Below are 22833 nucleotides of genomic sequence, written 5' to 3'. Positions count from 1 at the left end.
TCATACCAAACGAACCCTACATGACATAGCATAGAAGAACCTTAGCGTCTCAATTCGACATAAAAACTGTGACTAAAGACAATTCCTTTCAGACATAATCGAATATACTGCGCGATTTGCTATAAATTCCTCTAAACACGCTTTAGATTGTTAAACAATATTAACGATAAGGGAAAAAACACTACGATGTTGGACCTACCTGCTCACCGTATTATCCTCAAAAATTTCCTTGGCAATGCACCCGACTGGTACAAGCTCGCCATACTCTCGTTCCTGATTATCAACCCTTTGATTTTTCTATTCGTAAGCCCACTTTTGGCAGGCTGGCTACTCGTCATTGAGTTCATATTTACTCTTGGCATGGCACTGAAATGCTACCCCCTGCAACCAGGTGGATTACTCGCCCTGGAGGCTATTTTCTCTGGCATGACCGCCCCAGATCAAGTATGGCGTGAAATCACAAATAATATTGAAGTGTTATTATTACTGGTATTCATGGTGGCAGGCATTTATTTCATGAAACAGCTCTTACTGTTCGCCTTTACCCGCCTACTCCTGAATATCCACTCAAAAGTCAGATTATCTTTGGCTTTTTGTCTCGCCGCTGCATTTCTTTCAGCATTTCTTGATGCCTTGACAGTAATCGCTGTAATTATCAGCGTTGCCGTCGGATTTTATGAAATCTATCACCGTTATGCCTCGGCACAAGGCGAACATGTCGATATCAGTGACGATAGCGCAATGCGAAGCGAGGAACATCGTAAAGCACTGGAACAATTCCGCGGATTCCTACGTAGTCTGCTAATGCATGCGGGCGTCGGTACTGCATTGGGAGGGGTGATGACCATGGTTGGCGAGCCTCAAAATCTGATCATCGCCAAAAGTGCTGGCTGGGATTTCATCAATTTTTTCCTTCGCATGAGCGCCGTTACCGTACCGGTTCTGATATCTGGAATGATTATTTGCATTATTGTCGAGCGCTATAAGTGGTTCGGTTACGGTATCACTCTGCCAGCAGCGGTGCGCAACGTTCTGGAAGAGTATGACCATTCTGTGACGGTCAAACGCAGCCGGCAGGAGAGAGCCAAACTGGTCGTTCAGGCTATAGTCGGCTTATGGCTTATCATTGCGTTGGCGTTCCATCTGGCGGAAGTCGGGCTGATCGGATTATCGGTCATCATTCTTACGACATCATTCTGCGGCATTACTGATGAGCATGCTCTCGGTAAATCTTTTCAGGAAGCGCTGCCGTTTACTGCCTTATTGACCGTCTTTTTTACCGTAGTCGCCGTGATCATTGATCAACACCTGTTTACTCCCATCATTGAGTTTGTATTACAAGCATCTGAACACTCGCAACTGGGAATGTTCTATTTGTTTACCGGGCTGCTATCTTCTATTTCGGATAACGTTTTCGTCGGTTCCGTCTACATTAATGAAGCGCGCAATGCTTATGTATCCGGCAACATCAGTTTGCAACAGTATGAACTGTTGGCCGTGGCCATCAACACCGGAACCAATCTCCCATCAGTCGCCACCCCTAATGGGCAAGCGGCATTTCTGTTTCTGCTGACATCGGCCGTTGCCCCCCTAATTCGTCTCTCATACGGACGGATGGTCTGGATGGCTTTACCTTATACCCTGGTCATGACACTCGTGGGGCTACTCTGCATCGAACTGACGCTGGTACCATCGACTGAATATTTACAATCCATACAGTGGTTGCAATTACCGGAGATGACACACGCTGCCGGGCATTAATCGTTACAATTCGTGTATAGTAAGGGCGAAATTGGTCCACCCTCTGGCGTTTACGCACAGAAAGCGTTAAAAACACAGATATTTTGTTGGCACAGCAACCTCTCTCAGGTAGCGGAGTGCACTGAAGAGAGAATAAATGAGGGCGGTGACGACGGTAATTACCGCCCATACTATCATTTTTAGCAGGGACTTATTTTATGTTGCGATATTTGAACCGTTGCTCTCGTGGACGGGGCGCCTGGCTCCTACTGGCTTTCACCGCGTTGGCTTTTGAGTTGGTTGCGCTCTACTTTCAATACGGCATGTTGCTCAAACCTTGCGTGTTATGCATCTACCAGCGTACAGCTATCCTGGGCATCATGGCCGCGGGGGTTGTCGGCGCAATCGCACCAGGTACTATTCTGCGTTATCCTGCTATCGCATTATGGCTCTACAGCGCTTACGAAGGGCTGGATCTGGCAATAAAACATACCAACATCCAATTGCATCCTTCTCCGTTTGTTACCTGCGATTTCTTTATCAGCTTCCCATCCTGGTTGCCGCTGGATAAATGGATCCCCGCTATTTTTACCGCCACCGGTGATTGTTCAGAACGTCAGTGGAATTTCCTTAACCTGGAAATGCCACAATGGATGATCGTGATCTTTGGCGTCTACCTGCTGATGGGCTTACTGGTTCTGTTCGCTCAACCTTTTCGCCCCAAACGTCGCGACCTGTTCAGCCGCTAATGATCGTTTATCCGGGCCGAATCTGGCCCGGTTGCCATAACGGCACAATATTTCCATTATTCCAACAACATGCACACATTTTTTCTTCCTCTCTCTGAGGTTCCTTCTTACACCCTCGAACAAATTCCCAACAACATGAAAGGCAACCCACTGCTGCAACTCACATCCAATAGTCGTGCCTCAGCATCGAGCCCTTTGACCCGGACGCCGCCGCCAACTGGATCAGGAATTACCCCGGCGGCCTTAAGTTCGCCGAGTAACCAACACCCCCCCCGGCCCGCGCCGTTTTTTTTGTTTTAACCGAGGGGTGTCGGGGCATCGCCCTGACCGGGTGGTTTTGTCATACCGTCGGCATGACGGTAATGACAAAACATTTCCTGTCCGGGGGTTGAAGCTCTTTCAGGCAATCGCCGCCGCAACTCACGCTGAAGGGCCGATGGTTGGAAGACCTCGGCTTTAACACCGGCCAGCCGGTTATCGTCACCGTCGAGCGCGGGCGGCTGGTGATTGAGGCGGAACTCAGGATCTGACCGGTAAAAACGACGATCCCGGCTCAGAGGCCGGGATCATTTCTATAACTGAGTCTTTACACCCAAGCGGATCATTTCAGTTGGGAACAAAGGTTGTAATATCATTTCATCATTAAAAATGAATAATTTTGGCGACAAGGCTGTAACGTCATAAATATTTTCAGCAATCAATTTTAATTTCGTCTTAAATACAGGAATACTAGCATCATCTGCAAAAACGAATACATCATCGGTTTTCATAGTGCTCTTAATCAACAGATCATCAATATTTTCATAATCTGAAGATTTTATTTCTGACCAAGCAATACCCCCTTTTGAAAATGGATATTTGTTTAAAATATCCATAGCATCCTTCAAGGCTTGACCATCAACCACACTAAAATCAGCACTAAGTGCTTCTTTACACTCTTCAAATAAAGTCATCTACTTTACCTGTTTAGCTGTTTCAATATCGTTTCAAAAGACTTTTCATTACCCTCAAATGGTATGACCTGCTTGATTGCTTTCCCCGGACCTTTACCTTGAGAATAATCCCATGTATTGATGTGAGTACCTTTTTCCGGATCATAATCGACACGCCAGCCTACCTTACCATCGCCAGATTGCCGACCAATAACCTTTCCATTCCCAGCACTTACCTCTAACCTCCCAATAACAGGTTTAGAATCTGCACCTAAATTACCAACTATATCCAATGCCTTATTCCGAGCACTTTCCCAATTTTTTTCAGGCTTCAGCGTTTGCTCAATTCGATTTTCCGGTTGTGTGCCAGACTTAGCTTTACCAACAACACCAAGAGCCGATAATGCTTTGCCTCCAACCGCTGCACCAACTCCCAGCGCATCGACTGCTTCTTTCGCGTTTAGCGCAACCTTCACATAATCCGGCATCGCCTGATAAATTGCTCTGGCGCTGTCTTCATTTTCTGCTAAAACAAAGCGATCAAGCTGCGCCCGATCATCACTGCTCAGTCCAGAGAATATTGGTAGCCTGTTCAGACTGTTCGCAATATCTGAACCCGCATCAGCCTCGGACAAAGCGCCATAAGCACATAACGGATTACCAGAACAACTTTCAGCAACAGCTCCTTCTCGGTTCTTCTTGCTGATTTCTGCATATTTTTCATAAATCGCAAGTTTGTCAGCGCCCGTTTTATCTGCTTCCTCAAGTTCTTTATTCATATCCAGAACGTTTTTCGAATTGAGGTAGTTATTCTCCACCGCATTATTACCGGCCTGTGCCCCGCCGGCGGCATCGGTAGTGTTACCCGAGACTATCCCCGCTGCCAGCCCCGCCGCCACCGTCGACAGCGCGCTCAGCGACTGTTTCTCCGACTCCGTCAGCTCGTTCACCGTGCGTCCCGGGTATAGCGCCTCCATCAGCGCCCGTGCCGCCAGTTCGCCTCCGGACGCACCCACAGCCCCTGCCACTGCATCCTTGCCCGACAACTGCGCCACCACCGCACCCAGTAACGCATGCCCCATCGCATTCGCCGCGATGTCCGAGGCCGTGGTTTTCTTCTCGTCCACCGGCATCGTGACGCTTTTCACCAGTTGCGCCAGATACGGCGCCGACGCCCCGGCCAGCGCCTGTTGCAGGTTCCCGCCTCCCGCCAGCGCCTGTAACACCGATGTCGCTGCCTGCGCCGCCCGTTGCAGGTCACTGCCGGTGCCGTAAGACGCCATCACCGCTTTGTACTCCGGCGTCTCCGTCAGCGCCTTACGGTAACTCTCCCACGCCTTTTCCTTCTCATCCTGCGTCTTCAGCGTCGCGTCATCCGGCTTATCCACCACGCCTTCCGCCGCCTGCGTCGCTCGGATTTCACCCGCCGTGCGCAGCGTCTCCATGACCTGCCCGCCCAGCTCGCCCAGCATCTGCGCCGTCTGCAGCCGTTTCTGCTCTTGCTCCTTGTCGAATATCGCGCTCAATGCATTGTTCGCGTGCGCCACATCCCGGCTCAGCTCTCTTACATCCTGCTGCTGGCCCGCCTGATGACGGATAACCAGCTCGCCCTCGCTCACCGCCGCGTAAGTGGTGCTGTCGGCATTCTCTCCGCGGCCCAGCGACATCAGCGCCGACGGGCCGCTCAGCGCCGCCGTTTTCAACGTATCCAACAGGCTGAGTGACGGACTCAGGCTCAACCCGACACCGCTGTGCGACACCGAGAACGCCGCCTGATTGCCGATATTGCTCCACCCCAGCGTCCCCGTCTCCAGCCGGTTTTTATCCGCGCTCGCCGTCGACCCTATCACCGCGCCATCCAGCTGGGTGTGGTTCCCCACCGTCACGTCATAACCGCCCTGGCCCGCAAACAGCCCCGTCTGCTGCTGCACGCTGTCGAAACGGCTGTGCAGCTTGTCCTGGCTCGCACTCAGGTAGCCGCTGCCGGTCATCGTCCCAAAGGTCAGGCTACCGCCCGACGACACGCTGGTCTGCGTCGAATCATAGCGGTTGTTATCCTGCTGGCTTTGCAGCAACAGATCGCCGCCGACATTGGCCGTTATCTGTTCACCGCTGACCTGTGCGCCAATCAGGCGGGTATCGCCGCCACTCTTCAGCGAGACCTGCTGCCCGGCATCCACAGTGGTTTCCGACCAGCTATTGCCGCTGCCCAGTTCACGTCCGTTGGCCGCATTCATATTGGCCAAAACGCTGAATCCGGCGCCGCTATTACTCAGACCGACACTGACACCGATATTCCCGCCACTGCTGCTGTTGCTGCCGGTTATGGACTCGGTATTACGTGCCGACAACAGATTGATCGCTCGGGACGCATTCAATTCTACATTGTTCGCCGCCTTCAATTGGCTGCCAACCGCGGTGATATCCCCCGACCGGGCGACTACGCTGATATCGTGGCCGGCGTTCAGCGTGGAGGCAAAACTCTGCGATTGTTCGCTGCTTTGGCTGCTGCTGGCCCGCTGTGCCCCCAGCGACACGCTGATACCGACAAATGACAACGCGCCTTTGTCATTGCTCGCTATCTGCGTGCCCTGATAAGCCTGATAACCGGACAATGCCGCTTTCATGCCTTGCAGTGCCTGCAACCGGCTGTCACTTTCACTGCGCACCGCTTGCGCGGCTTGTACCGCGCTGTTCACCGCAGAACCTACGACACCGGACAACGCAACCGTCAGCCCGGCCGATTTTTGCTCCATCCGCTGAACCTGCTGGCGCGTGTCATAACCGGGATCAATGCTGACGTTACTGCCTTCAATCTGAACATCCCGTGCCGCTATCACATCCGTACCCGCGAGGTTAACATCCTGCCCGGCGCTGAGCCGCACCGAGCCGCCGGTACTCCCCAGCGTACTGACACTCTGGCTTTGCGTCGTGCCGGCCGCATCCAGCGTCTGGCGCAGCGACGTACTGCCTATCGTGAAGCCAATACCCCCGCCGCTGAACACCCCGCTCTTCTTGCGACTGATTTCCTCATATTGCCGATACGTCTCCACGCTCGCCGCGGTGTTGATGTTGTTCTTCGCTTCCAGCGAGACATCCCCATCCGCCGCCACCGACGACCCCTGCACGTTAATATCGTGCCCCGCTGCCAGCGTCACGCTGCCCGCCGACAACAGCGAGCCCTGTTCCGTGGTCTGTTGCGTTTCTCGCAATGTATGGGTTGTGGTCTTCGACAGGAAACCCTTCTTCACCGTTGTTTCTTCAAAGAAATCGTGCTGGCTTTCAGTGGCCGACAGCAGGTTGAGATCATTACCGGCCCACGCCGTCAGGGCACCGCTGGTTTCCACCTGCGCCGCCTGCAACGTCAGATCCTGGCCCGCGCTCAGGCTCACCCCCTCGCCCGCACTCAGCGTCGTGCCTTGCTGGTTGATGGTTTGCTGCCAGTCCAGATGCCGCGTCCACGCATTCGAACTGAACTGCTCCTCTGTCGTCGACAACAGATTGAGATCACGTCCTGCCGCCAGCGCCATCGTGCCCGTGGCGCTCAGTTGCGCCGCCGTACTGGTCAGATCACGCCCGGCACTCAGGCTCAGGTCGCCCGCGCTGGCCAAGGTACTCTGAACCAGCCCTTGGCTGCGCTGCTCCGTCGTCGCGCCGTTACGCTGATCCACCGTATCCGTCGTCGTCTGCAATGCCTCCAGCCGGATGTCGTTACCCGCCGTCAGCGACAGCGCACTGCCCGCACTCAGCGAGCTACCCGATAGGACGATATCGCGCCCGGCCTGCAGCGTCAGCGCGCCATCGGCAAGGATGCTGCCGGTCAGCCCAAGATCGGTACGAACCAGTGAACCGCTGCCTTGCCCCGCCTGCGCGGCTGTTTGCCAGGTATTCAACGTGGTGGTATTGAGAATATCGCCCTGCAGGCTCGCCAGTGTGACAGTATTGCCCTGAATGGTCGCACTGCTGTTGGTCAGATTATTGAGCGCGACCAGATTGAGGCTGCCGTCCGATTTCAGCACCCCGCCTTCGTTATTGACGATTTCATCGCCGCTGGACGCGCTGAGCGTATTCGTCGCCTGGATGGTGCTGCCGCTGTTGACGATCGACCCGCCGGCATTAAGGCTGACGTTGTTGGCCACAATGCGGCTGCCCTGTAGGTTGCTGCGATCCGCCTGCGCCAGATACAGTTTCGGCGCCAGTACGGTCTGGCCGTCGACGGTGATGTTCTCCCACCACACGATGCTTTGGGTCAGCCCCGCGACTTGTTCCGCAGTGAGGCTGACGCCCAGTTGCAGGTTCAGGTTTTGCTGCGCGGCGGCAGCGTTGTCCATCAAGGTTTGCATCTGCGTTAGATCAGAACCGGTGCCATTCAGATAACGCTGGCCGGTCTGGCTCAGCACCGCATTGCTGATATAGCGGGTATCGAACTCAGCATCCCCCAAGAAACGGTAATCGTGATCGGCATCCAGATTGAGTTTATCGAGCAGATAGGAAGAGCCGAGGATCTGCGAGGCGTCCGTCAGCAGGCTGCTGGTTTCTGTCTGCGCCTGCGTGGTCGGCTGCGTATCCAGCAGGCTACGCAGATCGTTAAACAGGCTATTGTCTACCTGCCCCAACCCGGACAATTTCGGATTGCTGCGTATCAGATAACGTCCACCGGTATCAACCACAAACAACCCGTTACTGCTGGTCGGTAGCGGATAGTCGGTGGTGGTCTGCGTTCCCAGTTGTTGCAGTTCCCGGCTGATGGATTGAGTCAATGCCGTCAACGACGCCCCCATCAACGGCGCGGCCACATGCCCATCCGCCCCAGCAGTAGCGCTGAGCGCCAGATTGCTGCCCGATGCCGTCAACGGCGTGGTCGACACCCCGATCGTCGGCGCGGTGTCTGCGCTTGTCGCGACGGCATTTAGCGCCAGGTTGCTGCCCGATCCCGTCAACGGTGTGGTCGACACCCCGATCGTCGGCGCGGTGTCTGCGCTTGTCGCGACGGCATTCAGCGCCAGATTGCTGCCCGACGCCGTCAACGGCGTGGTCGACACCCCGATCGTCGGCGCGGTGTCTGCGCTTGTCGCGACGGCATTCAGCGCCAGATTGCTGCCCGACGCCGTCAACGGTGTGGTCGACACCCCGATCGTCGGCGCCTCAATGTCTGACGGCTGAGCGCCATTACCCGACAACCCTACGCTCTGGGCTTGTATGGTTCCCGCGCTGGGCGTAACCACATCGGATCCGTTCACCGACAGGGCATTCAGGCTACTATTCGCCGCCGCACTAGCCATCCCCACTGTTGATACATCGGTCAGACTAACCCCTTGACTCTCTTGTGCACTGATGCCGCTACCCAATCCACGGCTCTCCTGTGCATCCACGCCGGAGAGCGCCGCGACGCCGGTCAATGTCGGCGTCGCTATCGCCGGAATAAAACCGCCGCTGCCCGGCTGTAAATTGGTATTGCTGATATTTTGCGAGAAATTAGCGTTAATCGAACCGCCCGCTTGAATAGTGGCGTTATAGCTTTGGCCGGGGGTGAATTCGGTAATGGGGTCGCCTGCCAGAGTAAAAGGCAAATAGGAAGATAATCGTTCAAGACTGTAAGCAGAAGGGATATCTTCTCTATTATCAAACTTATAAACAAGGTATTGCTTTCTGCTTCCCGCCTGATATGACGCATTATTCAGCGAATTCCCTGAGAGATTAATATCGTTATTCGCATAAATAAAAGAAGCCTGATTATTCAATGACGAGGCACTGAATAGGATATTTCGTCCCGAATTAATTTGCGCACTGCCACCTCTAGCCTCTACCCCGATATTACTTTGGGAAAGAGGCACATGAATATTGGCATCCGTGATACTTCTACCTAGCAAATAATAATATATTTTAACCGTCCAACATCCGCAGCCAGTATCACTACCACTACCAATATCATCCTCCTTAAATAATATGTCGTAATCTTTTGAGTCAAAATAATTTATCGGTATTTCCGCTTTTGTCCCCCCAGCCCATGACGGCATATCCGCCGTCGTGCTGCCGCTTTCGGTAACGGTTAAGCCTTCGCGCTGATTGGTCAGGGTGCCGGTGCGTACGGTGATGTCGCCGCGTTGGGTCTCGATGGTGCCCGAGCTGTTCAACAAGCTGCTACTGGCGTTGCCGGCGTCGTCGCGCTGCACCCACAGGCTGCCGCCCGCCAGAATATTGCCGAAACGGTTGGCCAGCGCATCGGAGAACAGGCGCATATCGCCGCCGCTATACAACAGGCTGGTGTTATCGATCAGCCCGCCAGCGCGCAACAGCAAGTCCGACGCGGTACCGATAAAACCCCGGTTGCTCAGTGCGCCGTTCGCCAGCAGATTCAGGCTACCGCCCGTCTGCACGTTGCCGCTCTCCGCCTGATACAGATCGCCGCCGGCGCTCAACGTACTGTCGCCGCCGCCGGCGACAATCGTTCCTTGCTGCGTCAGTGCGCCGGTGCTGCTCACCGTTACGCCGTTGCCCTGCAGGCGGCCGGCCTGCACCAGATCGCCATTGACGTTCAGTGTCAATTGCCCGCCCGCCGCCAACGTGCTGGTAAAGGTGGTCGGGTTCCACAAGTCGGCCCGCAGGTTGCCCAACGCCACCAACTGACCGTTTTGCTCCAGTTGCCCGGTGCCCAGTTGCAGATCGCCGGCGCTGTACAACCGCGCACCGGATGCATTAACCAGGCGGTTTGCGGTCAGCGCCAGGCGCGTCAGCCCCAACAGCGTACCCTGGTTGGTCAGCGTCCCGTTTACGCCGATATCCAGTTCGCCCGCCTGCACCATGCCTTGATTGGTCCAATCCGGCAGCCGCAGCGTCAGATTGCCCTGCGCCCGCAGCGTTCCGCCGTTATCCAACTGCGCGGTGTTCAATGCCAGCGTCTGCCCTTGTACCCAGCCGCCGTTCTCCACGCGATCGGCCGTCAGGCGCGTGTCCCCGCTCGAGAGAATTTGGCCTCCCGCCTGATTGCTGAGCGTCCCCTCCACATTAATAGTGACATTGTCACGCCCTTGCAACAGCGCCTGATTGCGGACGTCTGTACCACCAAGCCCAAGACTCTCGGCGACGATACTGCCCTGGTTAGTCACCTGCGTGGCTTGCAGCGTAACGTTTCCGCCGCCGATCTGCCCGCTGGCAAGATTACTCAATGTGCTATCCAGCACCGCGCTCAACGCGCCAGTGCCGTTTAGCCGGCCTTGATTGTTGAGCTCCACGGCACGCAGCGTGACGGACTGCCCTTGCAATAATCCTGGGTTAACGATTTGCTGCGCATTCACCGTTAAGGCGCCGCCGCTGACCAACTGGCCATTAACGTCGCCCTGGTAGTCGCCATTTAATTGCAAGTCGGCCTGGGCGATCCCCAGCATGCGCCCCGAATTCACCAGCCCGCCGCTGGTCAGTTGCAGCATCTGCGACTGCCACAACCCTTGATTAGTCATGGCGCCGGTCACGATCTCGCCAAGGCCGTTGCTCAGCAGTTGCCCCGTCGCACGGTTGAGCACGTTGTCCGTGAACCGCCCATTAAGCCCGTTCAGCGCAGTCAGTGTGCCGCTGTTGTCGAACTGACGCCCCGTCAGCGTGGCGGCCCCTTGCGAATACAGCTGGCCACGGTTATCTATCCCGTCAACCGACAACGTAAGCCCACTCACTCCGGCCAACAGCCCGGTATTCACCAGCGTATTGCCGGTGACATCAAGCCGGTTAGCCTGCCAAGTACCGGCGTTATTCACGTCCGCCACATGCGCGGTCACGGCGCCGCCGCTCACCAGCAGGCTGTTTAGCGTGCCGATATAACGCGACATGTCGTTCAGCTCCAGCGCCGACGTGCCCTGAACACGGCCCCCGTTGGTGAAAATGTCGGATTGCAACGTCAGGTTATCGCTCTGGATAGTGCCCTGATTGTCCAGCTTCGCCGCACTGAGTGTCGCGATGCCATTACCCAGCAGCTGTGCGTCGCCGCGATTGGTGATCACGCTACGGCTGGATACCGCCAGTTGCGACAGGCCGGTGATACGTCCGGCGTTATCCAGCGCCCCTGTGGTTAACGTCAGTTGGTCGGCGCCCAATTCCCCGGACTGGCTGATGGCATCCGCGTTTAGCGTGATTGCCCCGTTGCTCAGCAACCGGCTGCCGGTTCCTCCGTCATAGCGCTGCGCCAGCGACAGCGTGGCGCTATCCACGCCCAGCAGCGAGCCGTTATTGGTTAACGAATTGGCGGTGACAGCGAGGGATTTACCCTGCCAAACGCCCTGATGGTCGATCGCTCCCGCCCGTACCTGCCATAACCCGTTGCTCAACCATTGGCTGTCACCACCGCTCACCACGTCACCGGAGAGCTGCAACTGCGCACCGCTATCGGCGACAACCGTGCCCTGGTTATTCAGTGAATTGCCCGCCACGGACAGCGTTTGGCCTTGCCAGCGCCCAGTATTGCCCAGGATCTCCGCAACCAACGTCATCAAGCCATTGGTCAACAGGTTGCCGCTGTTGTCGATTTGCTGCCCCGACAAGCTCAGATCACCGCTGCTGCCGAGCGTCCCCTGATTGTTCAGCTCACGCGCCGTTATCTGCCCACGGCCACCGGCGATCACCGTGCCGATATTGCTGAATGTGCCATAAGCCGCCGTGGTTAACGGACTGGATAGCGACATGACCCGCACCAGACTCGCCATGATGGGTGCTGCCGATGTGGGCAGAATCAGGTTCAGGTCGTTGTCGCTCTGTATCTGCCCGCCGTTGTTCAGGGCCGTGGCCCGCAGCGTCAGGCTGCCCGTCTGCCACGCCCCCTGATTGTTCACCGTCGCCGCCTGCAATACCGCCGCCCCGGCCGTCAGCAACTGCCCCGGCTGCTGGTTGTCCAGCCGGCCGCCGCTGGTCAGCGTCAGCGCCGACAACCCGAGGACTTGCCCGGCGTTGTCGATGGCCTGCGCTTCACCCGTTACCCGGTCGCCCTGCCAGGTGCCGGTGTTTTCCAGCGTCCCCGCCGTCAACCGGGTTTCACCTTTACTCAGCCACTGCCCCTGATTGCGCGCGCGGCCCGCGACCGCCAGCGTCAGCGCGTCCACCCCCAGCACTTTGCCGCGGTTGTCCAGCGTGGCCGCCGTCACCGCCAGTTGCTGCCCTTCCAGGGTGCCGCCGTTATCCAGCGCCCCGCTCAGTTGCAGCGTCAGCGACCCGGTGCCGGTGATGCCGCCGTGGTTACTCAGTTGCGCGGCATCTACCGATACCGCGCCGCCGCCCAGCGTGCCCTGATTGCTCAGCGCGCCGTCCAGCGTGACCCCCAGCCGCTGCCGCCCGGTGATGACGCCGCCGTTCACCAGTTCGACCCCGCGCCATGTCAGCGCATCCCCCAGCAGCGTGCCCTGGTTCTCCAGCCGTTCGCCGCTCAGCGACAGCGTCGCCGCCTGCCAGCGACCGCCGTCGTCATTCGAAAGGCGGTCTCCCTGCAACGTCAGCACGTCGTTGCTGTACAGCAGCCCCGCCCCCTGATAATTCCCCCACAGCGTCAGCGCCCCGTCACTCGCCACCCGACCCGCGTTGTTAATCTGCCCGATCGCCAGCTGCGCCTGGCCCGCCGCCGACAGCGCCCCCGGATTGCTCAGCTGCGTCGCCGTCAGCCGCAGGTCGCCCCCCGCCGCCAGCGTGCCGCTATTGTCGATATGACCGCCGTCTGCCAGCGTGACGGTCAGGTCGTTGTCGCTCTGTATCTGCCCGCCGTTGTTCAGGGCCGTGGCCCGCAGCGTCAGGCTGCCCGTCTGCCACGCCCCCTGATTGTTCACCGTCGCCGCCTGCAATACCGCCGCCCCCGCCGTCAGCAACTGCCCCGGCTGCTGGTTGTCCAGCCGGCCGCCGCTGGTCAGCGTCAGCGCCGACAACCCGAGGACTTGCCCGGCGTTGTCGATGGCCTGCGCCTCGCCCGTTACCCGGTCGCCCTGCCAGGTGCCGGTGTTTTCCAGCGTCCCCGCCGTCAACCGGGTTTCACCTTTACTCAGCCACTGCCCCTGATTGCGCGCGCGGCCCGCGACCGCCAGCGTCAGCGCGTCCACCCCCAGCACTTTGCCGCGGTTGTCCAGCGTGGCCGCCGTCACCGCCAGTTGCTGCCCTTCCAGGGTGCCGCCGTTATCCAGCGCCTCGCTCAGTTGCAGCGTCAGCGACCCGGTGCCGGTGATGCCGCCGTGGTTACTCAGCAAACGGCCGCTCCCGTACACCGTCTCACCCAGCAGCGTACCTGCGGCGCGGTTGTCGACATCAGCGACAGCGAACGACAGCAGGTTGCCGCGAATGCTCCCGGTGTTGGCCAATGCATGATCGATCGTCAATCCTAAATGATTGCTTCCCAGTATCGTGCCCGTGTTGTCGGCGTTGGCGGCGCTTACAGCCAGGTCATTGCCACTCAGGGTGCCTTGATTGGTTAACCCGCCTGACAGCGAGAGGGTGAATTGATCGATGCCGGTGAGTTGCCCCGCATTCGTCAGTTGCTGGCCGGATAGACTTAGCAACGGTGCCTGCAGACTACCGAGATTGACCAACTGGGGCGCAGCAACGGTAAATTGCTCACCGCTCAGCCAGTCGCCACGGTTGGTTAAGGTACCGAGCGCATTCAACTGCATCGCGCCCACGCTCTGACCACGGCCGCTGTTTAGGATATCGGTCGCCGCCACCCACACTCGGTTGCCCTGCAACGTGCCGCTGTTGTTGAACCCGACGCTCTGGATGTCCCAGGTTCCTGCACTCAACAGCGTGCCCGCATTGTCCAGCGAATTCAGCGATATCGTGCCGTCACCGTTCAGGCTGACATCGCCCGTATTGAGCCAGTTTCCGGTACGCAACGTCAGCGCATTAGCCTGCAACCGCCCCGCGGTTTGCTGACTGCCGCTTTGCACCCCCAGCCGTCCTCCCGATACGACACTCCCCGTCGCGGACTGGTTGAACGCTCCGCTCACGGTCAGCGTCGCTGCCTCCTGGCCTTGTAGCGTGCCGCTGTTGCTCAGATTCCCCGAATTCATCGACAGCCGACTACCGCTCATCGTGCCTGCGTTATCCACGCTCCCCGCATCAAGCACCACGTCCTGGCTGGCCAATAGCGATCCCTGATTGACCACACCCTGACGCAACATTAGCGTCAGGGTGTGGTCGGCACTCAAGGTGCCGACGTTATTCAGGCTGGTTGCCTGCAGGTTCAGCGCCGTATGGGTTAACATTCGTCCCGTGTTTGCTAACCGCTCGCCATTAAACGACAAACCTTGCTCTGCGGAGATTTCGCCCTGATTATCCAGCGCCCCCAGATTCAGCCCAATCTTGCTGGCCGCCAGCATTCCCCGTTGAACGAGTGCGTCCCCGTCAACAGATAACGTTCCACCGGCCAGCAGTTTGCCCGCCCAATCGCCCTGCGCGATGCCCAGCGATAGATCTTTTTCCGCCTGCCAACGGCCGATGCCGCTCAGCCAACGGGTACTGGTGATATGAACATCCTGCGCGCTGGCATCACCCTCCAGCACGGCGTCGGCGCTATTCAGTACCAACCGACTACCGGCCAGAAAACGGCTGTCAATGTCCTGTGAAATGCCTTGCGTTGCCTGTAAAGACAACGTATCGGCCGATAGTGTCGATCGTGAAAATGTGACACCGTCACCCTCAATACGGCTTTGATACCCTGAGCGGACAGTGCCATCGTCGTCTACGCCGGCGCCAATCTGGCTGTCGGCCAGCGTAATTTTCCCTGATGAAGACAGTGATACCGTCTGCCCAGCGCGTACCGTGCTGCCCTGTAGCTGAACCCCCTGCGTGCCGTTCACCGTCAGTGTTCCGCCGGCTTGTTGCTTCCCGGACAGTGCCACTTCACGCCCGTTGGCTTGTATCGTCCCGCTCGCCACCGTGTTGCCCAATGACAGGCGCCCATCCGCCGTCAATTGAATATCGCCGCTACGCGCGCTGAGTCCTGCCGTGTTGACGCCCACACCCTGTTCGGTTGAGATCAAATGGATGCGATTGGCGTACATACCGCCCAGGGCTCCGGTATCCAACGCCAGTGACGGCGCTGCGCCGTCGCCGGACTGTGCCGTCGCATTCCCCGCGCTGTCTACCTGGTTGGCGCCCAGTACCAGCCGTGCATCTTTGGCATTCAGTCCAGCCTGTAGATTGGCTGTGCGTGCAATCAGGCTGAAGTAGTCGCTGTTGCTGGCATCCAACCCTTGCCCGGTGATCAGGATATCGCCCCTACGGACATCCAACCCTTGCCATTGCCCTTGTGCATCAAGCACGGGCCGACCGGTGCTGAGCGTCACCCGCGGCGTATTGATGAACCCGCAGCCATCGCAGGTAATACCGTAAGGGTTGGCCACCATGACATGTGCCCCTGGCCCGGCGACTTCGAGATAACCGTTGAGCTGGCTGCGATTGGGAGAAACGACTTCATTGATAATGACGGAGGCAGACGTCCCCTGGAGATTCGGGTTATTCTGGATAAGCCCGCCCAGTTGCGTGGCGTTTAGCTGCCCGGTGGCATTATTCAGGATGAGCCCGGACGAGCCGACATCGAAGTTGTGGTACAGGTTATGCGACACCCCAGCTCCGTTCGGCGTCACGATATTGACTACCGGCACCCCATTGCCCGCCGCTTCTACCTTGGTGTTGCCCGATGCTACGTTGACCGCCGCCAACGTCGGCATCATCGGCTGCAGCCCGATCAGCCATACCAGCACATAGCTCAGCCTGCGTTGAAGGGGGGTTACTGTTTTCATCCCTGAACTCCTGACTTGTCTCTCATTGGCAAGACAAGCTTCACCGGTACTTATTTTTATCAAACGCGATCGGCCAGAACCTGCTCCGGCCTTGCTGTGATGATGAAGAAACCCGACGCCGCCATGCCTCTCGGTGAATCCTCAGCGCCTGTGGGTTAGCCGCCCTTGACAGTTTCCCCACCGACATCAAACTCAACAACGTCGCATTCCCACATCGCAGATGTCGCGATGACACGCCCCGACAACCAACACACGCGGGCGTGCATCGGCAACCGGGGACAAAAAATCAGAAGGACAATCCGACCCGGTAAGACACCACTACCGGATCAGGCTTTAGCCAATCCGGGTAGGACAACGGCCAGCCAACGCTGACCTGCTGGCTTGCCCAACGGTTTGCCACCGTGATGCCTAGCGCGCTACCCCACAATGAGGCGGCGCTGTCATTGTCTTTTTTGTGGTTGTACAGCTGCCCGCCATCTACTGCCGCCTGTAATGTGATGTTCCCCAGCACTGGCGCCTGCCACACTTGCCAGTTCAACTCGTTACGCCAGAAACCGCCCCGATTGCCTGCCGTATATTGCTCTCTGAACCCTCGAACCGAAGACTCTCCGCCCAACGTCAGCTGTTCGCTACCGTATAACCGCGTCGCCGCATACTGGCCGTACAGGCTACTCAACCATGTCACCTGCTCGCTAAGCGGATAGTAATAACTGGCCGACAACACCCATTTGTTGAATTCAGAACGAGGATCGTCATCCGTTTTGTCGGTGTCGGTTTCGGCGCCTAACCAGCGCAAGCCGCGGCTATAGGCGGGATTGAACGTGGCCAAACCACCAGCCACTTTCTGGCTATGGTTGATGCCTAACGTCAGGCTGCTTACCGTTCTGCTGCTTGACGGCAAGCGCGTTCCGTTCAGGAAGTTACTGCCGATACGTCGCGACAGACTGCCGTTCACGGCCGTTTTCATCGTGCCGTTACGAAACACTACGCGGGACAAGGAAAAGCGATGGGTAGCGGTATCTCCGGTTGAATGCCAAGGATAATCGCGATTAATGAATACATTACGGTAACGGCTTTCTGAGTAAACGTATCCCAGCGTCCAGTATCCGTAAGGCACCGAGACGCCAGATTGCAGGCTGGTTGAATGCTGACTGGTGGCGAATCGACTATCGTGACCGGTGTTGATGAACCATTGATCGGCTAGCCCCAGAGGGTTATCAAGCGTCAGACCACCGCTCAGTTGATGCTCGCCGGTACTACTCTGCCCACTGTTGTCAAACCCCACGTCGAGGGTAAACGGCAGATGCGGCGCTTGTGTCAAGTTGACGACTGAATATCCCGGCTGGCTGCCCGGTACTATGTCGATCGTCACCTGCTGCGTTGGCATACGGTTGATCTGATCCATCCCTTGCTCGATATCCCGCAGATTTAGAATATCCCCTGCGCGTGCAGGAAAAGCCATGCCGGTCATGCGAACCGGCTCGTGATTGATGGTGATGGCTTCCAACCGGCCTTCCAGTATCTCCAGTTGCAGTACGCCGCCGGACAGATCCTGTTCACTGAGAAATGCGCGACTGGTGATATATCCACGCTGGATGTACCAATTGCTGACGTCATGCACCAGTTGATTGAGTTGGGCGAGATTGTTGCAGCGGTTCAGATAATGCTGGCTCAGTGCAGCCTGATCCGCCGCCGACAACAGCGTACCGTTGTGGAACTCGATACGATGCAGGGAAAAACACGGGCCGCCCTCTTCACTTGCCGACGGCAGAGGCGACTGAACAATATCATTAAGTTGCTGTAATGCTTCCCGCTGCTGACGTGACTGTTCAATCACTTCTGATTGCTGTTGTTGCAAGACATTGCGATCAGCAGGCGTCAACGGCGCAGAAAATAGCATTGGGGCGTGTGTAAATAGCAAGAAACCAGACAGCATAGCCATCCATTGGCGGTGCAAAAACATGAACAAACCATCCATGACTCATTTTTTTGGAAATAATAATACTTAGTCTTTTCAAAAACAATACAGATAATTACAAATAGAAACATTCAGAGTTAAGCAAAAAATACCAATATAAATATCGATATATCAAAAATAGTTAATATTAATTTTTTAAATCAATACCAATGGCATGAGATCGTAATAATCAGACTGGAATGGAACGTAAATTTACCGACAACCCTCCTTACAAAAACAACACTTTTCCATGTGGGTGGAATACGCAACGAAGCGTCGCATAGCAGCGGCGGTGCAATGATGGCAAAGCCACCACCACAGATTGTGGCGCGGGTTTATTCAACACCGGACGAAGAAAGGGCAACCCATTATCCGGATTGCCCTATGTGCAAATAAGTGAACCTCGATGAGTGGTTTCAAATAGGCATAACTATCGCGCCCAGTCAGGCTTATTCAGGATATGATCCTGCCAGTCCACAACGTCACTTTCCCTGACTGCGATATGACGAACGGATATTCTCTGTTGGTGCATCGCGGCTTTGTCGCCAGCGATCAACGGGTGCCAAGGTTGCAGCCCTTTTCCTTCATGAACCAACCGATAAGCGCAGGTTTCCGGCAACCAGTCGAACGACAGTAGGTTATCGCGCGTCAGCTTGATGCAATCCGGCTCGAATTCGAAGCGACGGGCATAATTCCGACACTGACAGCTTTTGATGTTGAGCTGGTTGCAGGCAACGTTGGTGAAATAGAGTTCGTCCGTGTCTTCATCGATCAATTTATGCAAACAGCACCGGCCGCAGCCGTCGCATAATGCTTCCCACTCGTCATCAGTCATGTCTTCCAGCGTTTTACTCTGCCAGAAAGGGGTTTGGTTCATTGCGAAATTCCAGTGATAAACAGGGCGCTCTGTATAACGGCATCCCGAGGGGATAGGCAAGAAAAATCATTCAACACCGGGCAACGACACCTGCTCGCTCCCCGGATAGATATGATATCCGGGGTTAGATCACCCGGGTATTCAGGGTTTTGTCCCCCAGGGACACCGTCAGCATATCGCCGGATTGCAACGGCCCGACGCCTTGCGGGGTTCCGGTCAAAATAATGTCGCCGGCGCGAAGCGTAAAGAAACGGCTCATATAGGCAATCAACGGCAGGATCGGCGTGATCATATCCCGCGTATTGCCCTGCTGTCTGATCTCGCCGTTTACGCTAACACCCAGATCCGTCTGCTGCGGATCGCCGAACTCCGCCACCGGGATAAATCCGGATACGGGGCAAGAGCCATCAAACCCTTTCGCCTTCTCCCACGGTTGCCCGGCTTTTTTGAACCCAGCCTGCAAATCACGCAGAGTCAGATCCAGCGCCACCCCATAACCGGCAATGGCACGCGCCACGCGATCCTCGCTGGCTTGTTTCAGGGGAGTACCAATCAATACAGCCAGCTCAACTTCATGATGGACGTCGCCAAACCCTTTCGGAATAGCCACTGGCTGGCGCAAATCGCACAGCGCCGTTTCCGGTTTGATAAACACGACGGGTTCCACCGGCGTCGCACTTCCCATCTCGCGGATATGTTCGGAGTAATTGCTGCCGACGCAGACCACTTTGTTGGCGGGGAAATCCAGTAATGCACCCTGCCAGTCTCTGTGTTGATACATGAACCCTCTCCTGATCTGTCCTAGGCTTTATCACATGCTCGCCTTTTGCGGCGAAACCCTATCCGCGATATTGGAGGGTTAAAACCAAACATGCAAGGTCAGAGCACCCAATCTCCGCGGTGCGTCCAAAAAGAGAGAGTGATAACGCTAGCCCCGCTCTCGCGAATGGTCACGTCGGATACTATTCAGGCTCCGCAATGAGTACGCAATAACCCATATAATTCGTCAGCGTAAATAATGTATCTACCCGACACAAATAAAAAAGGAAGCGTCAACGCCTCCCTTTATTTAATACCGATAAGCAATATAACTGTATATAAATCAGTATATGGAAAACTTACTGTCGATATTTAAGCCATTTCCGACTCATACCTGTATTTAAAAACAGCATAAATACATCACGCCATTTCGATATTAATCAGAAATAATACGAGTATTATTTTTTACACTCTCACGCATTTTATCCAGCAAGTTTTCCGGCGGTGGCGGAACCTGCAGGTAAAAACCTTTTTCTTCAATATGTTGCTTAACTTTCTCTCTGTCAGCTGCCACCAGTTTCTTACTGCCGTTCAATGGCAACAGCATCACCAGTTTAGGGGTACCGAAACTTTTCATTAGTTCTTCCGGCACACGCGAGAAATCGTCTTTTTTTTCTACATAAAGATATGTTTGATCGCGTTTCGAACTTCTGTAGATCACACAATACATCTTTTTTACTCTGATTGAGGGGAATGGTGTCTTGCCTGTATTTTCGTGTGACTATAACATGCTTGCAGCGCTCTGGAATATCATGTCTTAAATGTTACTCTGGGGATTTAAAGATGCTGAAACCGAGTCAGGACAGATGTCACAAACGCCAATTGAGTTGAAAGGCAGCAGCTTTACCTTATCCGTGATTCACCTGCATGACGCACAACCTGATGCCATTCAACAGGCGTTGCAGGAGAAAATCGAACAGGCTCCCGCATTTCTCAAGAATGCGCCGGTTGTCATCAATGTGTCGTCGCTGACGGCGGGTGCCGACTGGGTGCAGCTTCAACGCGCCATCGCCGCTACCGGATTACGGGTGGTAGGTATCAGCGGGTGCAATGACGAGCAACTCAGACAAGCCATTGCGCAAGCGGGGCTTCCATTACTACGAGAAGGCAAGGAACGTCGGATCACGCCGCCGCCGGCCCCGATAAAAACTCGTGTCGTTAAAACCCCCGTCCGCTCCGGGCAGCAGATTTATGCCCGCGACAGCGATCTTATCGTTTTGAGCCAGGTCAGCGCCGGCGCAGAGATCATCGCCGACGGCAATATTCATATTTATGGCATGATGCGTGGCCGCGCACTGGCTGGCGTATCCGGCGATACCGGCAGCCAGGTTTTTTGCACCCATCTGAGCGCAGAGCTGGTTTCCATTGCAGGCCGTTATTGGCTGAGCGATCAGATACCGGAAACCTATTTCGGGAAAGCGGCGCGGCTAAGCCTCAGCCAACCGGATCTCGAATTAAATATACAACCTCTAGACTAGGCCCTGGACAAGGAATCATTTATGGCACGCATCATTGTTGTTACTTCAGGTAAAGGGGGCGTTGGCAAGACCACTTCAAGCGCGGCCATTGCTACCGGTTTAGCCCAAAAAGGCAAAAAGACGGTTGTTATCGACTTCGATATCGGCCTACGTAATCTGGATTTGATCATGGGATGCGAACGGCGGGTCGTTTACGATTTCGTCAACGTCATTCAGGAAGATGCCACGCTGAATCAGGCGTTGATCAAGGATAAGCGTACCGAAAACCTTTACATCCTGCCCGCCTCCCAAACCAGAGATAAAGATGCTCTGACCCGCGAAGGCGTAGAAAAGGTGCTTAACGGCCTGCATGGGATGGATTTCGAATTCATCATCTGCGACTCGCCGGCAGGTATCGAAACCGGCGCGCTGATGGCACTGTACTTCGCCGACGAAGCCGTCATCACCACCAACCCGGAAGTCTCTTCCGTGCGCGATTCCGATCGCATTCTGGGGATACTGTCCTCAAAATCCCGCCGCGCCGAACAAGGTGAAGAGCCCATTAAGGAGCATCTGCTGCTGACCCGCTACAACCCGGGGCGCGTCAGCCGGGGGGATATGCTCAGTATGGAAGACGTACTGGAAATCCTGCGGGTGCCGTTGCTCGGCGTTATTCCTGAAGATCAGTCGGTACTGCGCGCATCCAACCAGGGCGAGCCGGTGATTCTGGACAAGGAAGCGGATGCCGGCAAAGCCTACGCCGATACCGTGGATCGTCTATTGGGCGAAGAGCGGCCTTTCCGCTTTATCGAGGAAGAGAAGAAGAGTTTCCTTAAACGACTTTTCGGGGGGTAAATCATGGCATTGCTCGATTTCTTTCTATCCCGTAAAAAAACGACAGCCAATATCGCCAAGGAACGGCTACAAATCATTGTCGCGGAGCGACGTCGCGGGGACAGCGAACCCCATTACCTGCCGCAGTTAAAACGGGACATTCTGGCAGTCATCTGTAAATACGTGCAGATCGATCCGGAAATGGTGAACGTTCATTTGGAACAGAAAGGCGACGACATTTCAGTGCTGGAACTGAATGTTACTCTGCCGGAAACGGAAGAAACGCATCCGTCGTCACCGTCAAAATAGACGCGCGTCGCCTCCCCGGCATCGGGGAGGCCTCTGCGCGGCCGCTAGATATAATCAGCCAAAATCCCTTTCAGCGGCTCACCGAACAGGCGTCCTCGCCAGCCGGAAAGCAGTTCCGGTACATGGGTTTGCGGCGCGAGTTTCCAGTGCCAACTCAACAACCGGTTAATCTGACGGCGCGACGCCAACAGTTCAGCGGACAACCCTGAATGTTCAGCCTGTTGCTGTACCAGATCTTTAATCTCGCGAAACGCTTTTTTGTATCCCGGATAATCGATCAGGTTGATGACAGGTTCCGGATATTCCGCTGCCTCCATCGTCTGAGTTTCCGCCACCAGATCCAGCAACGTCTTACCGTGATAGCGGATTTCCGGGCCGCTTAACCCCAACGCCCCCAGTTC

At 55.9% G+C, this 22833-nt stretch carries 11 protein-coding genes and 2 pseudogenes; 6 read left to right on the top strand and 7 right to left on the bottom strand.

Annotation, left to right across the window (positions count from 1 at the left end):
* The first annotated feature begins 186 nt into the window (after nt 1-186).
* The 3 genes and pseudogenes from nhaB to HEP82_RS20085 form a co-directional block, all read left to right on the top strand.
* Entirely contained in the window at nt 187-1761 is a 1575-nt protein-coding gene (gene nhaB / locus HEP82_RS03820) for a sodium/proton antiporter NhaB (RefSeq protein ID WP_407938273.1), read from the top strand.
* Nucleotides 1762-1958: 197 nt separating this feature from the next.
* Nucleotides 1959-2489: a disulfide bond formation protein DsbB gene (gene dsbB / locus HEP82_RS03815; protein ID WP_192456873.1), complete on the top strand. Its 531-nt coding sequence runs from the start codon at nt 1959-1961 to the stop codon at nt 2487-2489.
* 401 nt (nt 2490-2890) lie between these two features.
* Nucleotides 2891-3019 (top strand): annotated as a pseudogene (locus tag HEP82_RS20085) (SymE family type I addiction module toxin); the annotation flags it as partial.
* Between the two features lie 42 nt (nt 3020-3061).
* Here the strand turns inward: HEP82_RS20085 and HEP82_RS03805 are convergent.
* The 6 genes from HEP82_RS03805 to HEP82_RS03780 form a co-directional block, all read right to left on the bottom strand.
* A complete protein-coding gene (locus HEP82_RS03805) occupies nt 3062-3442 on the bottom strand; it encodes a CDI toxin immunity protein (protein WP_192456872.1) in 381 nt (126 codons plus the stop codon).
* Nucleotides 3443-3447: 5 nt separating this feature from the next.
* Complete coding sequence (locus HEP82_RS03800) at nt 3448-16179, bottom strand: hemagglutinin repeat-containing protein (RefSeq protein ID WP_192456871.1); 12732 nt, start codon at nt 16177-16179, stop codon at nt 3448-3450.
* Nucleotides 16180-16465: 286 nt separating this feature from the next.
* Nucleotides 16466-18115, bottom strand: coding sequence for a ShlB/FhaC/HecB family hemolysin secretion/activation protein (locus HEP82_RS03795; protein ID WP_192457093.1), 1650 nt, complete (start codon nt 18113-18115; stop codon nt 16466-16468).
* Nucleotides 18116-18566: 451 nt separating this feature from the next.
* A complete protein-coding gene (locus HEP82_RS03790; RefSeq protein WP_192456870.1) occupies nt 18567-19013 on the bottom strand; it encodes a YcgN family cysteine cluster protein in 447 nt (148 codons plus the stop codon).
* Between the two features lie 124 nt (nt 19014-19137).
* Nucleotides 19138-19794, bottom strand: coding sequence for a fumarylacetoacetate hydrolase family protein (locus tag HEP82_RS03785; RefSeq protein WP_015853703.1), 657 nt, complete (start codon nt 19792-19794; stop codon nt 19138-19140).
* Nucleotides 19795-20208: 414 nt separating this feature from the next.
* Entirely contained in the window at nt 20209-20502 is a 294-nt protein-coding gene (locus tag HEP82_RS03780; protein WP_192456869.1) for a YcgL domain-containing protein, read from the bottom strand.
* A 136-nt stretch (nt 20503-20638) separates the two neighbouring features.
* Here HEP82_RS03780 and minC point away from each other — a divergent pair, with 136 nt between their 5' ends.
* Genes minC through minE form a run of 3 tightly spaced genes read left to right on the top strand, consistent with a single transcriptional unit; the run spans nt 20639 to nt 22432 of the window.
* Nucleotides 20639-21310 (top strand): septum site-determining protein MinC, encoded by a 672-nt coding sequence (minC, locus tag HEP82_RS03775; protein ID WP_192456868.1) that lies wholly within the window; start codon nt 20639-20641, stop codon nt 21308-21310.
* A 21-nt stretch (nt 21311-21331) separates the two neighbouring features.
* Entirely contained in the window at nt 21332-22144 is an 813-nt protein-coding gene (minD, locus tag HEP82_RS03770; RefSeq protein WP_015853706.1) for a septum site-determining protein MinD, read from the top strand.
* Between the two features lie 3 nt (nt 22145-22147).
* Nucleotides 22148-22432, top strand: a complete 285-nt coding sequence (gene minE, locus HEP82_RS03765) for a cell division topological specificity factor MinE (RefSeq protein WP_192456867.1) — start codon at nt 22148-22150, stop codon at nt 22430-22432.
* A 44-nt stretch (nt 22433-22476) separates the two neighbouring features.
* Here the strand turns inward: minE and HEP82_RS03760 are convergent.
* Nucleotides 22477-22833, bottom strand: a pseudogene (locus HEP82_RS03760) (ribonuclease D); the annotation flags it as partial.

Origin of the sequence: Musicola keenii, from assembly GCF_014855505.1 — a bacterium.
GTDB lineage: Bacteria > Pseudomonadota > Gammaproteobacteria > Enterobacterales > Enterobacteriaceae > Musicola > Musicola paradisiaca.
The sequence above is the reverse complement of the archived record's forward strand: the minus strand, read 5'-3'. Positions and strand labels throughout refer to the sequence as shown.